At 73.2% G+C, this 14054-nt stretch carries 13 protein-coding genes; 6 read left to right on the top strand and 7 right to left on the bottom strand.

What is annotated here, in order from left to right:
* From ybeY to QRN56_RS27105, 3 genes are all read right to left on the bottom strand, one after another.
* Window positions 1-453, bottom strand: a complete 453-nt coding sequence (gene ybeY, locus QRN56_RS27115; protein ID WP_285108568.1) for an rRNA maturation RNase YbeY — start codon at window positions 451-453, stop codon at window positions 1-3.
* On the bottom strand, window positions 450-1502 hold the full coding sequence (locus QRN56_RS27110) for a PhoH family protein (protein ID WP_285108566.1): 1053 nt from the start codon (window positions 1500-1502) through the stop codon (window positions 450-452). The genes ybeY and QRN56_RS27110 overlap by 4 nt, the downstream gene beginning before the upstream one ends.
* A 117-nt stretch (window positions 1503-1619) precedes the next feature.
* Window positions 1620-1970, bottom strand: a complete 351-nt coding sequence (locus tag QRN56_RS27105) for a histidine triad nucleotide-binding protein (protein ID WP_285108565.1) — start codon at window positions 1968-1970, stop codon at window positions 1620-1622.
* Window positions 1971-2214: 244 nt separating this feature from the next.
* Here QRN56_RS27105 and QRN56_RS27100 point away from each other — a divergent pair, with 244 nt between their 5' ends.
* Window positions 2215-3999: a helix-hairpin-helix domain-containing protein gene (locus tag QRN56_RS27100; protein ID WP_285108564.1), complete on the top strand. Its 1785-nt coding sequence runs from the start codon at window positions 2215-2217 to the stop codon at window positions 3997-3999.
* Entirely contained in the window at window positions 3996-4883 is an 888-nt protein-coding gene (locus QRN56_RS27095; RefSeq protein WP_285108563.1) for an OmpA family protein, read from the top strand. The genes QRN56_RS27100 and QRN56_RS27095 overlap by 4 nt, the downstream gene beginning before the upstream one ends.
* A 74-nt stretch (window positions 4884-4957) precedes the next feature.
* Here QRN56_RS27095 and QRN56_RS27090 read toward each other — a convergent pair whose 3' ends face one another.
* Genes QRN56_RS27090 through hrcA form a run of 3 tightly spaced genes read right to left on the bottom strand, consistent with a single transcriptional unit; the run spans window position 4958 to window position 7911 of the window.
* Entirely contained in the window at window positions 4958-5722 is a 765-nt protein-coding gene (locus tag QRN56_RS27090) for a 16S rRNA (uracil(1498)-N(3))-methyltransferase (protein ID WP_285108562.1), read from the bottom strand.
* A gap of 10 nt (window positions 5723-5732) precedes the next feature.
* Window positions 5733-6854, bottom strand: coding sequence for a molecular chaperone DnaJ (gene dnaJ, locus QRN56_RS27085; RefSeq protein ID WP_285108560.1), 1122 nt, complete (start codon window positions 6852-6854; stop codon window positions 5733-5735).
* 37 nt (window positions 6855-6891) lie between these two features.
* Window positions 6892-7911, bottom strand: a complete 1020-nt coding sequence (hrcA, locus tag QRN56_RS27080) for a heat-inducible transcriptional repressor HrcA (RefSeq protein WP_285108558.1) — start codon at window positions 7909-7911, stop codon at window positions 6892-6894.
* 388 nt (window positions 7912-8299) lie between these two features.
* Here hrcA and QRN56_RS27075 point away from each other — a divergent pair, with 388 nt between their 5' ends.
* The 4 genes from QRN56_RS27075 to QRN56_RS27060 all read left to right on the top strand — a co-directional run bounded on the left by QRN56_RS27075 (window position 8300) and on the right by QRN56_RS27060 (window position 13011).
* Window positions 8300-8485 carry a hypothetical protein gene (locus tag QRN56_RS27075; protein WP_285108542.1) on the top strand — a complete coding sequence of 62 codons (186 nt, stop codon included), beginning with the start codon at window positions 8300-8302 and terminating at the stop codon, window positions 8483-8485.
* A 109-nt stretch (window positions 8486-8594) separates the two neighbouring features.
* A complete protein-coding gene (locus tag QRN56_RS27070; protein WP_285108541.1) occupies window positions 8595-11498 on the top strand; it encodes an ATP-binding protein in 2904 nt (967 codons plus the stop codon).
* Between the two features lie 115 nt (window positions 11499-11613).
* The gene (locus QRN56_RS27065; RefSeq protein WP_285108539.1) at window positions 11614-12477 is read left to right on the top strand and encodes a DUF3097 domain-containing protein; all 864 of its coding nucleotides are present in this window, start codon (window positions 11614-11616) and stop codon (window positions 12475-12477) included.
* A 24-nt stretch (window positions 12478-12501) separates the two neighbouring features.
* Entirely contained in the window at window positions 12502-13011 is a 510-nt protein-coding gene (locus tag QRN56_RS27060) for a DUF4870 domain-containing protein (RefSeq protein ID WP_285108537.1), read from the top strand.
* 59 nt (window positions 13012-13070) lie between these two features.
* Here the strand turns inward: QRN56_RS27060 and QRN56_RS27055 are convergent, their stop codons facing one another.
* Window positions 13071-14015, bottom strand: coding sequence for a DUF2189 domain-containing protein (locus QRN56_RS27055; protein WP_285108536.1), 945 nt, complete (start codon window positions 14013-14015; stop codon window positions 13071-13073).
* Between the last annotated feature and the right edge of the window lie 39 nt (window positions 14016-14054).

The following is a 14054-nucleotide window of genomic DNA, read 5'->3' as shown; positions in this document are numbered from 1 at the left end:
TCACCGGGTAGCGAGGAAGGTCAGGAGAAGCTTGCGCTGCAGGCCGAACATCTCCTTCTCCTCCTCCGGCTCCGCATGGTCGTAGCCCAGCAGGTGCAGGATCCCGTGCGTGGTCAGGAGCAGCAGCTCCTCGGTCGTGGAGTGGCCGGCGGCCTTGGCCTGGGTGACCGCGACCTCCGGGCACAGCACGATGTCGCCGAGCGTGCCGGCCGGGGTGATGTCGCCGTCGCGCCCCGGGCGCAGCTCGTCCATGGGGAACGAGAGCACGTCCGTGGGTCCGGGCTCGTCCATCCACTGCACGTGCAGGTCGGACATGACGGTGGTGTCGACGAAGATGATCGACAGCTCCGACTGGGGGTGTACCCGCATGGCGTCGAGCACGAAGCGGCCGAGCGCGGCGAACTCCGCCTCGTCGACCTCGAACCCCGACTCGTTGTTGACCTCGATGCTCACCGGCGCTGCCTCTTGCTCCCCGGACGGTGGTCCTGCGGCTGACGGCCCGGACGGCGGTCGTCCGTGAGCACGTCCCACCGCGCGTACGCGTCGATGATGTCGCTGACCAGCCGGTGCCGCACGACGTCGGACGACGTCAGGCGGCAGAACTCGACGTCGTCGACGCCCAGCAGGATGTCTTCGACGACGCGCAGGCCCGAGGTGGTGCCGCCCGGCAGGTCGACCTGCGTGGCGTCGCCGGTGATCACCATCTTGGAGCCGAAGCCCAGGCGGGTCAGGAACATCTTCATCTGCTCGGTCGAGGTGTTCTGCGCCTCGTCGAGCACGATGAACGAGTCGTTGAGCGACCGGCCGCGCATGTAGGCCAGGGGCGCCACCTCGATGGTGCCCGCCTCGATGAGCTTGGGCACCTGCTCGGGGTCGACCATGTCGTGCAGCGCGTCGTACAACGGGCGCAGGTAGGGGTCGATCTTCTCGGACAGCGTGCCGGGCAGGAACCCGAGACGCTCACCGGCCTCGACGGCGGGGCGCGTCAGGATGATCCGGTTGACCTGCTTGGCCTGCAGCGCCTGGACGGCCTTGGCCATGGCGAGGTAGGTCTTGCCGGTGCCGGCCGGGCCGATACCGAAGGTGATGGTGTTGGTGTCGATCGCGTCCACGTACGCCTTCTGTCCCACCGTCTTGGGCCGGATGGTGCGGCCCCGGTTGGACAGGATGTTGAACGTGAGCACCTCGGCGGGGCGCGACGCCGACGCGGCGCTCAGCATGGCCACCGAGCGCTTGACGACCTCGGGGGTGAGCTGCGTGCCCGCCTCGACGACCTCGATCAGCTCGTCGAGCAGCTGCGTGACCAGGGCCACGTCGCCCGCCGGTCCGTTCACTGCGATCTCGTTGCCACGGGCGTGGACGTCGACGCCGGGGAAGCCCTCCTCGACGGCCCGCAGCACCGAGTCCCGGCTCCCGAGGAGCGCGACCGTCGGGATGTGGGCCGGGACGACGATCTTGTGCTCGATCCGGGTCTGGGACTGTGTGCTGGGCGTAGTTGTCATGAGCCGGCCCCGCGGGGCCGATCCGCTCCTTCACGCGGTAGGGATGACGACAAGGCTCATCCTATCGACCCGCCCGGGTCACGCCACGGTCTTTCCCGCTCCTGGTCGAGGCGAAGTTCAGGCGAAGCCCGGCAGCTCGCCGCCGGCGAGCAGGTGCGCGTGCACGTGGAAGACGGTCTGGCCGGCCTTGGGACCGGTGTTGAAGATCAGACGGTACTGGCCGTCGGCGAGCTCGCTCGCCACGCCGTCCGCCAGCGCGATCACGCCCGCCAGGCCCTCGGGGTCCGACGCCGCGAACGCGGGGACGTCCGGGTAGTGCTCCCTGGGGACCACGAGGACGTGCACCGGCGCCTTGGGCGCGATGTCCCGGAAGGCGATGGCGGTGTCCGACGAATCGACGAGGTCCGCGGGGATGTCCCCCGCGACGATCTTGCAGAAGAGGCAGTCCGGGCTGTCGGTACTCGTCATGTCGGCAGGCTACCGGCGGGCGGGCACACGCCGCGCCCGCAGGCGGCCGCGATGCCCCGGCCGGGGGCTCACCAGGATTTCCCATTCCGTTACATGGTTCGAAATGCCTGGGTGAAGGTGATGTGGGAGAGTTTGCGGCGTTCGATGGAGATTGGCGTACTGAGACACCCTTTTGGCGTCGTCCAACCTCGCGGGTCCCGTCGGTCGCCCTCACACCACACACAGCAGTCACCTGGAGGTTCGCGTGGGTTGGTTCATCGCCCAATCGCTCGCATTCATCATCATCGCGGCCCTGATCGGCCTCGCGATCGGCATCTGGATCGGCTGGCTCGTCTGGGGCCGCCGCGCCAAGGGCAAGCACACCGCCGAGAAGTCGGAGGCCGCCGCCCGGACGACCGCCGCCGAGTCGGGTGCGGACGCCGCGTCGGACGCCGAGACCGAGGCCACCGCGCAGGCTGCCGCGACGAAGGCCGAGGCCGTCCCCGCCCTCGCGGGCGCCGGGGCCGCCGCGACCGAGACCGCCGCCACGGACACCGTGCTGCCCGTCGCCGACGAGGCGTCGGACGCGGGTGCGGGTTCCGGTGCGGAAGCCGGCAGCACGGCCGACGACGCCGGGGCCGCCGAGCAGGACGCTGCCGCGAAGGACGAGCGGGCCGGCGAGCAGGGCGAGGGTGAGCCGGCGGACGCCGAGCAGGACGTCGAGGCCGCCGGGTCCGACGTCGTCGCCGAGGCCGAGGCCGTGGCCCGCGCGGCGGCCGAGGCGGACGCCGCCGCCAAGGCGGCCGCGCTGGCCGAGGCCGGCACCGAGGAGACGACGCCGGAGGCCGCGACCGAGGCCGTGACCCCGGACGACCTGCAGCGGATCGAGGGCATCGGGCCGAAGATCGCGGCCGCGCTGGTGGCCGCCGGCTACCCCACGTACGCGAAGATCGCGGGCGCGACCGAGGACGAGCTGCGCGAGGCCGTCGCCGGCCAGGGCATCAAGTTCGCCCCGGCCGCCAGCAGCTGGGCCGACCAGGCGCAGTACCTCGTGGACAACGACGCCTCCGGCCTGGAGGAGTACCAGGACTACCTCGTGGGCGGCCAGGAGCGGCGCGCGAAGTTCAACGAGAACGTGGACTACACGGACGTCGACGAGGTCGAGGGCGCCGAGGCCAAGGCTGCCGCCCTCGCCGTGGACGAGGCCGCCGCGGCGGCGGCGGAGCCCGAGCCCGAGCCCGAGCCCGAGCCGCAGGATCTCCAGCGCATCGAGGGCATCGGGCCCAAGATCGAGACCGCTCTGAAGACCGCCGGCTACACCACGTACGCCAAGGTCGCGGGCGCGAGCGAGGACGAGCTGCGCGAGGCGCTCACCGCGAGCGGCATCACGTTCGCCCCGGCTGCCACGAGCTGGGCCGACCAGGCGCAGTACCTGGTGGACGGCGACGAGGACGGCCTGCGGGAGTACCAGGACTACCTGATCGGCGGCCAGGACCGCGCCTCGAAGTTCAAGGAGAACGTCGACTACACCGACGTCGACGAGATCGAGGGCGCCGCGGCCAAGGCCGAGGCCCTCGCCGAGGACGAGGCGGAGGCGGCCGCGGCCCCCGCCGAGCCCGAGCCCGAGCCCGAGCCCGAGCCCGAGGCCGAGCCGCAGGATCTCCAGCGCATCGAGGGCATCGGGCCCAAGATCGAGTCCACCCTCCGGGCCGCGGGCTACGCGACGTACGCGAAGATCGCGGGCGCGACCGAGGACGAGCTGCGCGAGGCGCTCGCCACGGGCGGCATCACGTTCGCCCCGGCCGCCGTGAGCTGGGCCGAGCAGGCGCAGTACCTGGCCGACGGCGACGACGAGGGCCTGCAGGAGTTCCAGGACTACCTGATCGGCGGCCAGGACCGGCGGGCCCGGTTCAAGGAGAACGTCGACTACACCGACGTCGACGAGATCGAGGGCGCCGAGGCCAAGGCCGAGGCGATCGCCGAGGACGAGGCCAAGGCCGCGGCCGCGGACGGTGACGCCGAGCCCACCGAGTCCGGGGTGAAGGCATGAACCTGAAGGTCGTCCTGCCCCCGGTGATCATCGTGGTCCTCGGGATGGGCGCTCTGTCGGGCGTCCAGAACACGGGCTTCCGCGAGCACATCGAGTCCACGCTGACGGAGAGCGCGCAGGGGGCCCTCTCCGCAGCGGGGCTCGACGGGGTGGACGTCGAGTTCACGGGTCGCGACGCCGACGTGACCGCGCCGACCGACGCCGAGGCGGTGGCGGCTGCCGACGTCGTCGGCGGGGTCGAGGGCGTCCGCGCCTCTGCGGCCTACGGCCCGGCCGGGCTGGTCTCGGCCGGGGCCGGCGCGGCGGAGGCCGCGGCTCCGGAGGCCGAGGACGACGAGACCGCGTCGGAGGACACCGCCACGGACGTGGAGGAGGAGGCGACCGCGTCGGAGGACACCGCCACGGACGTGGAGGAGGAGGCGACCGCGTCGCCCGAGCCGACCGCGACGCCGTCGGACGGCGAGACGAAGGACGCCGCGGACGACGAGGAGAAGGACGAGCCCAAGCGCGAGCCGACCCGCGAGGAGCGGGAGAAGGCGCAGGAGGACCTCGTCGAGATCCCGAACATCACGTTCGTCACGGACAGCGCACGGCTGACCAAGGACGGCCGCAAGGTGGTGCGGGAGGCCGCCGAGGTGCTCGCGGAGCACCCGGAGGTCGAGGTCCGCGTCGAGGGGCACACCGACTCGGTGGGCACCGAGGCGCACAACCAGCGGCTCAGCGAGCGTCGTGCGGAGGCGGTGGTCGACGAGCTCGTCGAGCAGGGCGTGGACCGCGACCGGCTGACGTGGAAGGGCTTCGGCGAGTCGACCCCGCTGGTCGTCCCGCGGACGTTCGCGGACCTGGAGAAGAACCGCCGCGTGGAGTTCGACGTCACGAACTGACCCCTTCGTTGAGTGCGGGATTTTCGCCCTTTCAAAGGCTTTGAAAGGGCGAAAATCCCGCACTCAACGAAGGATCACCAGCGGCCCAGGCGGTCGCTGAGCAGGGCTATCGCTATCGGGCCCGCCGTCGATGTGCGCAGGACGTGGGGGCCCAGGCGGGCCGTGACCGCGCCCGCCTCCGTGAGCAGGGCGACCTCGGCCTCGGAGATCCCGCCCTCGGGTCCGACGACGAGGAGCAGGGCGCCGGCGTCGGGCAGCGGGACCGCCGAGAGGCCGGTCGTGGCCTCCTCGTGCAGCACCACCACCGCGCCGCCCGCGGCGACCACCTCGCGGGCGCGGGCCGCGAGCTGCTTGGTGCTCAGGGACACGTCGACGTCGGGGATGCGCGCCCGGCGGGCCTGCTTCGTGGCGGCCCGCACGGTGCTGACCCAGCGGGCCCGCGACTTCGCGGCGCGGTCCCCGCGCCAGACCACCACCGACCGTTCGGCCTGCCACGGGATGATCGCGTCCACCCCGGTCTCCGTGGCGGCCTCGATCGCCATCTCGTCGCGGTCGCCCTTGGCGAGGGCCTGGACGAGCGTCACGACGACGTCGGGCACGGGCTCGACGACGGCCTGCTCGACGCGCAGGTGCACCTCGGCGCCGTGCACGGCCTCGACGACGGTCCGCAGGCGCACGCCGGCGCCGTCGACCACGTCGATCCGCTCCCCCGGCCCGCGCCGCTGGACCACGCCGGCGTGCCGGCCCTCGGCGCCGTCGAGCACGTACAGCGCGCCTGGGCCGTACCCGGACAGCGGGTGGGTGGCGGACGCCTCGGCGAGAAAGACTGGCGCGCTCATGGGTGCGCGGTCAGCGCCCGCTGAGCTTGTCGCGCAGGCGCGAGAAGACGCCGCCCTGGACCGTCGCGAGCCGCGGCTCGGGCCGCTCCTCGCCGCGCAGCGCCGCGAGCTGCTGCATCAGCGCGGTCTGCTCCTCGTCAAGGCTCGTGGGGACCTGGACCTCGATGTGCACGTTGAGGTCGCCGCGCCCGTTGGAGTGCAGGTGCCCCACGCCGAGGCCCTTGAGCGTCATGACCTGGCCGGGCTGCGTGCCCGGGCGCAGGTCGATCTCCTGCAGGCCGTCCAGCGTGTCGAGCTCGAGCACGGTACCGAGCGCGGCCGCCGTCATCGGCACCTGGAGGGTGCAGTGCAGCTCGTCGCCGCGCCGCACGAACGTGTCGTGCGCGCGCTCCCGGATCTCCACGTACAGGTCGCCGGCAGGGCCGCCGCCGGGGCCTACCTCGCCCTGCGCGGAGAGCTTGATGCGCGTGCCGGTGTCGACGCCGGCGGGCACGTTCACCGCGACGGTGCGCCGCGAGCGCACGCGGCCCTCGCCGGAGCAGTCGGTGCAGGGCTCGGGGATCACGGTGCCGAAGCCGCCGCAGGCGGAGCACGGCTGGTTGGTCATGACCTGGCCGAGGAACGAGCGGGCGACCCGCTGCACGGAGCCGCGGCCCTGGCAGACGTCACAGGTGCGGGCGTGGGTGCCCGGCCGCGCGCCGTCGCCGCCGCAGGTGTTGCAGACCACCGCGGTGTCGACCTGGATCTCACGCTTGGCGCCGAAGACGGCCTCGGCGAGGTCGAGGTCGAGGCGCACGAGCGCGTCGTTGCCGCGCCGAGCGCGCGGGACCGGGCCGGTCGGCTGCCCGCCGCCGAAGAAGGTCTCGAAGATGTCCTGGAACCCGAACCCGGCGCCGAACCCGCCGCCCGCGCCGCCGCCGGGCGACGTCGGGTCGACGCCCATGTCGTACTGCTGGCGCTTGTCGGGGTTGGACAGCACCTCGTACGCGCGCGCGACGTCCTTGAACCGGTCCTCGCCCGCGTCGCCGGCCACGTCCGGGTGCAGCTCGCGGGCCAGCTTGCGGTATGCCTTCTTGATCTGCTCGGGCGATGCGTCGCGCGGAACACCGAGAATCTCGTAGTAGTCGGTCACAGGTCTCTCTTTGTGGGGAGGTTTGTGGAAGTTCGGGTCAGCCGGGCAGCACTCGCGACAGGTAGCGCGCGACGGCGCGGACCGCGGCGATGGTGCCCGGATAGTCCATACGGGTGGGGCCGATCGAGCTCAGGATCGCGACGGTGTCGCCGTCGGACGAGCCGTAGCCGGACGTGACGACGGAGGTCTCCGCCAGTCCCGCCAGCCGGTTCTCGTGCCCGATGCTCACCGCCACCTTGGCGTCGTCGGTCATGTCGGTGAGGAGGCCGAGCAGGACGACCTGCTCCTCGAGCGCCTCCAGGACGGGCCGCAGGCCCTGCTCGAAGCGCATGCCGGACCGCGCCAGGTTGGCCTGGCCGGTCAGCACGATCCGCTCCTCGCTCTCCTCGGCGAGCGCCGCGGTGACCACCTCGGCCACGGCCGTCGCCAGCGGGCGGTGCTCGGCCGGCATCGCCTCGGCGACCCCGGCGAACGCGTCACCGATGTCGGCGAGCCGGCGACCGGCGGTCGCCGCGTTCAGGCGGGCGCGCAGCTCGCCGAGCGTGCCGTCGTCCAGGTCGACCGGCACGTCGAGGAAGCGCTGCTCCACCCGGCCCGTGTCCGTGATGACGACGACGAGGAGCCGCCCCTCGGCCGTCGGCACGAGCTCCAGGTGCCGCAGCCCGGACCGGCGCAGCGACGGGTACTGCACCACGGCGACCTGGCCGGTGAGCTGGGCGATGAGCCGCCCGGCGCGGGCCACGACGTCGTCCAGGTCGACCGCCTCGGAGAGGAACGTCTCGATGGCCCGCTTCTGCGGGACGGACAGGGGCCGCACCTCGGCGAGCTGGTCCACGAAGAGGCGGTAGCCCTTGTCGGTGGGGATGCGCCCCGCCGAGGTGTGCGGCTGGGCGATGAGCCCGGCCTCCTCCAGGGCGGCCATGTCGTTGCGGACCGTGGCCGGGGAGACGCCGAGCTGGTGGCGCTCCGTGAGGATGCGCGAACCGACGGGCTCCCGTGTGCGGACATAGTCCTCCACGATGGCCCGCAGGACATCGAGTCTGCGTTCCTCGCTCACCGCGCTCACCTCCGTCCCCAGGTAGAACGTCCGGGACGTGCGCCCGGGTTCCGGCCCGCTCACCGACACTGCCTTCCAGCACTCTCACCAACCGAGTGCCAATCCTACGCGGCGCGCGCCACCCGCCGGGTCCCCGACCCGCCGCGCTCCGCGCGCACCCGGGCCGGCCGCGCCGTCCCACCCCGTCGAACACGCGGCTGACCTGCAGGTCTTACCGTTCGCCGAGGGCTGAGCACCGAGCATAGGGCGATGCCTTAGGCGCGCCCACCCCGCACCGCGAACCCATCGCGAAAGATGCGGCGACCGCCCGATCCGCGCGACGTACCTCACAGACGAACCTGGAATCACCGCCGGCGAGGGGCCGGCGGTGACACCGGGAGGAACCACCATGTTCGGTTTTTCGGACTACGCCGAGTACCGCCGCAACGAGCGGGAGCTCGACCAGCGCAACGAGCGGGCGCGGGTCGCCCGTGAGCACAAGGAGGCCGCCCGGCGGCAGGCCGCCGCGCAGCGCACCGCCGAGCGCGGTGCCCGTGCCAAGGCGGCCGACGCCGTCCGGCCGCGCGTCGCCTGATCCCGCGGGGAGGGTGACCGTGCCGGGCGGCGGGCAGGCCCATGGAAGCAGCGGGCAGGCCGACGGAAAAGGACGGAACGACCACGGACCGGCATGGGACGATGAGCCCATGCCGGTCCCCCGTGCCCGCCTGGTGGGCCGAGCCCCTGAGCTCGGCGCGCTCGAGGCCGCTCTCGCCGACGTTCGCTCGGGCGGTAGCCGCACGGTCGTCGTCGCGGGCGAGGCCGGCATCGGCAAGACCCGGCTGCTCGACGAGCTCACCTCCCGGGCCGACGGCGCCCACGTGATCGTCGGCCAGTGTGCCGACTCCGGCTCGGGCCCGGTCCCCTACGCGGCGCTGGCGGGCCTCCTGCACGGGATCGTCCAGGCGGTGGGCACCGAGACGGCCGTCGCCGCCGCCGGACCCGCGGCGGGCGCGCTCGCCGCGGTGACCCCTCAGCTCTTCGCGCCCGCGTCCGACGCCGGGGCCGACCGCATCCCCGAGGTCCTCACCGACCTCCTCACCGCGCTCGCCGCGGAGCGCCCGTTCGTCGTGGTGCTGGAGGACCTGCACTGGTCCGACGACATCACGCGCGCCGTCGCCGTGCGCCTCGCCCGCACCGCGCCGTCCGGCCTCCTGCTGCTGCTCAGCTACCGCAGCGACGACGTCGGCCGGGCGCACCCGCTGCGGACCGTCATGGCGGAGCTCGACCGCGCCCGGCTCGCCACGCGGCTCGACCTGTCCCGGCTCGGCGCCGACGAGGTCCGCGAGATGGCGCGGGACCTGCTCGCCGAGCCCGCCCGCCCGGGCACCGGGCTCGACGGCGCTCCCGGGAACCTGACCGACCTGAACGACCTGGTCGACCTGGCGGACCTGACCGACCTGGCCGACCGCAGCGAGGGCGTCCCCTTCTACGTGGAGGAACTGGTCGGCTTTCTCGGCACCGACCTGCCCGACTCGCTGCGCGACATCCTCCTGCTGCGCTACTGGAACCTGAGCCGCCAGGCCCAGGCGCTGTGCCGGGTCGTCGCGGCCAACCCCCGGGTGCGCTACGACGTGCTGGACGCGGTGCTGGCCGACGCCGCGGCGGACGGGCCCGGCCACGAGGAGACCGCTCGCGAGGCGGTCGACGCGCGGGTGCTGGTGGTCACCGACGTCGGCTACACGTTCCGGCACGCCCTGGTCCAGGAGGCCGTGTACGCCGAGCTGCTGCCGGGCGAGCGACGTCGGCTGCACGCCGCGTACGCGCGTGTGCTGGAGCGCGCCTACCCGCCGGGCGCCCGGTCGGTGGCCAAGCTGTCCCGGATCGCCGACCACTGGTGGCGCGCGGGAGTGCTCGACCAGGCGCTGGCGGCCGCCGTCGCCGGGCACAACGCCGCGGCGGCCGACGCCGCGTCCGCCGCCTCGGTGGCACTGGGCGAGCGGGCGCTGGAGCTCTGGGAGCAGGTGCCCGACGCCGAGGCCGTGGCCGGCCTGCCGCACCACGAGCTGCTGCGCACCGTCGCCGAGTCGCTGCGGGGCTCCACCCGGACCGCCCGCGCCCTCGCGGTGGCGCACGAGGCGGTCGCGGAGTGGCCCGACGACGACCCGGTCGGGCTGGCCCGCGCGCTCAGCGACACCGCGCTCATCGCCGGCCAGGCGGGCTCCGACGAGGGGCCGGGCCTCATCGAGCGGGCCCTCGCGCTCGTCGAACCGGGCCGGGACGACGCCGTGCGCGGCCAGCTCCTGATCCTGCGCGCCCGCCGCGCGATGCTCGACGGCCGGTCGAAGGAGGGCATGGAGTCGGCGACCGCCGCCTACGAGGCGGCGACGGCGATCGGCAGCGACGAGATCAGGGCGGTCGCGCTGAACCTGCGCGGGGTGAGCCGCATGCAGCTCGGTGACATGGACGGGTTCGCGGAGATCGAGCGCGGGCGCGCGGTCGCGGGCGACGCCTGGCAGGGCCTGAGCCGATACTACATCAACGGCTCGGACGCGCTGCTCACCGTGGGCGACGCGGCCGGCGCCGCGAAGATCGCGGAGGAGGGGGTCTCCGCGGCCCGCCGGTACGGGGCCTCCGAGGGTTCCCGCGTCATGATCGAGGGCAACATCGTCGAGGCACAGATCGACCTGGGCGACTGGGCCGAGGCCGCCGCCTGGTACGAGCGGACGGTCCCCCTGGTGCACGACAGCGTCTATGCCGTGTACCTGGGCGAGCGCCGCACCTGGCTCGCGATGTGGCGCGGGTTCGTGGAGCAGGCGCAGGCCGAGGCGCGGCGCAGGGCCGCCACCTGGGACCGGTTCGGCCGCCTGGAGGCGCAGATCCGGTCGCGGGTCGCGACCACCCGGGCGGAGCTGGCCCTGCTGCGCGACGAGCCGGACGAGGCCCTGGAGCGGGTGTCGGCGGTGATCGCGCCGGACGATCCGCACATCCCGGTCTATGACCTGCCGCGGCTCGCGGTGGCGGCCCGGGCGATCGCCCGGCTGCGGCAGCAGGGCCGGGACGTCGACGACGCCCCGTACCGTGCCGAGCTCGCCCGGTGCACCCACTGGCCCACGTACCCCGTGTGGTCCGCGGTGTTCGAGGCGGAGCTCGGGACCGGCCCGTGGACGGCGGCGGCAGAACTGCCCGGCCCCGCCCACCTGCGGCTCCACGCGCTGTACCGCGAGGGCGCACGGCTGCTGGAGGCCGGCGACCGGGCCGGGGCCCGCACCACGCTCGGGACGGCCGTGACGGAGGCGGAGCGGATCGGCGCGGGGCTGGTGGTGCGGCAGGCGCTGGACCTGTCGACCCGGGCGGGGCTGCTCGACGGCGGGACCGGGCTGGCGGGACCGGCCTGCGCGGCCGGCGCGCCGCCGTCGGACGCGGGGACGGACTCCCTGACCGCCCGTGAGCGGCAGGTGCTGGCCCTGGTGGCCGAGGGCCTGACCAACGGGCAGATCGCCGAGCGGCTGTTCATCTCGGCCAAGACCGCGTCGGTCCACGTCTCGGCGATCCTCAGGAAGCTGGGCGTCGCCACGCGCACCGAGGCGGCGCTGCGCGCGAGCCGCTAATCCCGCTCGCCTCGACCGCCCCACCCGTCGTTGAGTGCTGGACATTCGCCCTCGATGACACTCCGGAAGGGCGAAGATCCAGCACTCAACGGGTAGGGCGACCTAGGCTCGCGACGTGTTCGACGAACGGTATGGGTCCGATGTCCTGTCCCCCCAGTTTCCTGGCGCGCAGCGAGGGCGGCGGCCGACGTCGCAGCCCGCGCCCGCCGAGCAGGGCCTCGTGGTCGAGGAGGTCGAGACCGGCTGGGTCGGCGCGGTGGTGCGCGTCGAGAAGTCGGGCGGCATGCACGTGGTGGTCCTGGAGGACCGTCGCGGCCGGACCCGCACCTTCCCGCTCGGCCCCGGGTTCTGGGTCGAGGGCAAGCCCGTCGAGCTCACCGCACCCGTCGTGAACCGCGCCCCCGCGCAGCCCACCCGCACGGCCTCCGGGTCCGTCGCGGTGCACGGCGCCCGGGCGCGCGTCGCCCGCGGCAGCCGCATCTGGGTGGAGGGCAAGCACGACGCCGAGCTCGTGGAGAAGGTCTGGGGCGACGACCTGCGCGTCGAGGGCGTGGTGGTCGAGATGCTCGACGGCGTGGACCACCTCGCCGAGCGCCTGGCCGAGTTCGGGCCCGACGCCGGACGCCGGGTCGGCGTGCTCGTGGACCACCTGGTGCCCGGTTCCAAGGAACAGCGGCTCACCGACGAGGCGCTGCGCACCGTCCCGCCGGGGACGGTGCTGGTGCTGGGCCACCCCTACGTGGACGTGTGGCAGGCCGTGCGCGCCGAGCGCCTCGGGCTGGAGCGCTGGCCCGTGATCGACCGCGGTACCGAGTGGAAGCTGGGCATCCTGCGGTCCCTGGGCTGGCCTGCGCAGACGCAGGCGGACGTCGCCCGCGGCTGGCAGCGGATCCTGGGCACCGTGCGCGACTTCCGGGACCTCGACCCGGCCCTGCTCGGCCGCGTCGAAGAACTTATCGATTTCGTGACCATCTCGTAAGGCACAGCCTCTACGGTTGGTCATATGTCCGAAAACCCGCAGGAGCCCCAGGCTCCTCAGCAGCCCGGCCCGGCGCCCCAGCAGCCCGGCCCCGCACCTCAGCAGCCGCAGGACGCCCCGGCCTACGGGACGCCCCAGCCGCAGTCGCCCTACCAGGGTCCGCCGCAGGCCGGCCCTGCCTACAGCGGGCCCTACCAGCCGCAGCCGCTCACGCCGTCGGACGAGCGCATGTGGACGGTCTTCGCCCAGATCGGCCCGTTCCTGGTGTCGTTCATCGCGCCCCTGGTGATCTGGCTGGTGCTCCGGGAGCGCAGCCAGTTCGTCGACCAGGAGGCCAAGGAGTCGCTGAACTTCCAGATCACCATGGTCATCGCGCAGATCGCCGCGGCGATCATCACCGCGATCACGTTCGGGATCGGCGGGATCGTGTACCTCGCGTTCATCGCCGCGATCGTGTTCATGATCCTGGCGGCCGTGGCCAACGGCAAGGGCGCGCCCTACCGCTACCCGGTGAACATCCGCTTCATCAAGTAGTCGGCAACGATCCGTCGATCGCCGAGTCAGCGTGCTGACTCGGCGATCGACGGATCGGCTCAGGCGACGGCGGGCCCCGCCGTGCCCGGACCGGCCACCGCCGGGCCGCTCGCGACCGGTCCGCCGGTGATCCGGCGGAACGCGAAGGCCAGGGCCAGGAGCGACAGCGGGATGGTGATGAACAGGCCGAGCCCGCACACCAGCGCGCCCACGATGTTGATACCCAGGAGCGCGAGCTCCAGCAGGAACACCGCGCCGAAGTTCTGCCCCACCAGCCGGAACGAGCCGGTCAGGGCGTCCCACGCGTTGAGGTCGCGGTCGACCACGTTGTGGTAGGTGAACGGCGCGAAGATCGCCAGGGCGATGAGGCCCAGGCCGCACAGGAGCAGGCCGACGAAGCCCGCCACCAGCAGCAGGAGCGCCGCCAGGATGATCATCGGGTAGCTGTTCACCTTGAAGAGCGTGCCCCAGGTCGCCTTCTCGCCCGAGACCTCACGCAGGGCCGCGTTGATCCCGAGGGCGCCGAGGATCGAGTTGATCAGCGAGCCGAGCAGCCCGAGCAGCGAGCCGCCGAACGACACCCCGGTCGCCGTGGACGAGCTGATGTCGCCGCGCATCGCGGCCTCGTTGATCTCCTGGTAGTCACCGAACGAACTGGCGTTGAAGATGGCGCCCACGGCGAACGAGAGCAGGATGAAGAGCACCCAGAAGAGCCAGTTCCCCGTGAAGCGGCGCCACCCGAAGCTCAGTGCCTCGCCGACGGCGAACGGCGTGGACGACTGCGTGCCGTAGGGCACGCCCGGACCCCCGTAGGCGGGCGGCTGACCCGCTCCGCCATAGGGCGGAGGCTGGGTGGCGCCGCCGTAGGGCGACTGCTGACCGGCGCCGTACGGCGGCGGCTGCGCGGGCCCGCCCGGCTGCGTCGGCCCGCCGGCCGGGTTCTGCGGCGGTGTCGGACCGCCGGCCCCCGGCTCGTACGGGTTCTGCGGAGTGTTCTCGCTCATGTGATCCCCTTTTCACTGATCAGTGATCCGAGGCCACCT

This window comes from Promicromonospora sp. MEB111, assembly GCF_030209445.1.
Taxonomy (GTDB): Bacteria; Actinomycetota; Actinomycetes; order Actinomycetales; family Cellulomonadaceae; genus Promicromonospora.
The sequence above is the reverse complement of the archived record's forward strand: the minus strand, read 5'-3'. Positions and strand labels throughout refer to the sequence as shown.

Excerpts from the sequence above, each read along its gene's own strand:
- QRN56_RS27105 (WP_285108565.1), bottom strand. The coding sequence starts at position 1,970 with ATGACGAGTACCGACAGCCCGGACTGCCTCTTCTGCAAGATCGTCGCG.
- QRN56_RS27095 (WP_285108563.1), top strand. The coding sequence starts at position 3,996 with ATGAACCTGAAGGTCGTCCTGCCCCCGGTGATCATCGTGGTCCTCGGG.
- QRN56_RS27055 (WP_285108536.1), bottom strand. The coding sequence starts at position 14,015 with ATGAGCGAGAACACTCCGCAGAACCCGTACGAGCCGGGGGCCGGCGGT.
- QRN56_RS27075 (WP_285108542.1), top strand. The coding sequence starts at position 8,300 with ATGTTCGGTTTTTCGGACTACGCCGAGTACCGCCGCAACGAGCGGGAG.
- QRN56_RS27110 (WP_285108566.1), bottom strand. The coding sequence starts at position 1,502 with ATGACAACTACGCCCAGCACACAGTCCCAGACCCGGATCGAGCACAAG.
- QRN56_RS27070 (WP_285108541.1), top strand. The coding sequence starts at position 8,595 with ATGCCGGTCCCCCGTGCCCGCCTGGTGGGCCGAGCCCCTGAGCTCGGC.
- QRN56_RS27060 (WP_285108537.1), top strand. The coding sequence starts at position 12,502 with ATGTCCGAAAACCCGCAGGAGCCCCAGGCTCCTCAGCAGCCCGGCCCG.
- QRN56_RS27090 (WP_285108562.1), bottom strand. The coding sequence starts at position 5,722 with ATGAGCGCGCCAGTCTTTCTCGCCGAGGCGTCCGCCACCCACCCGCTG.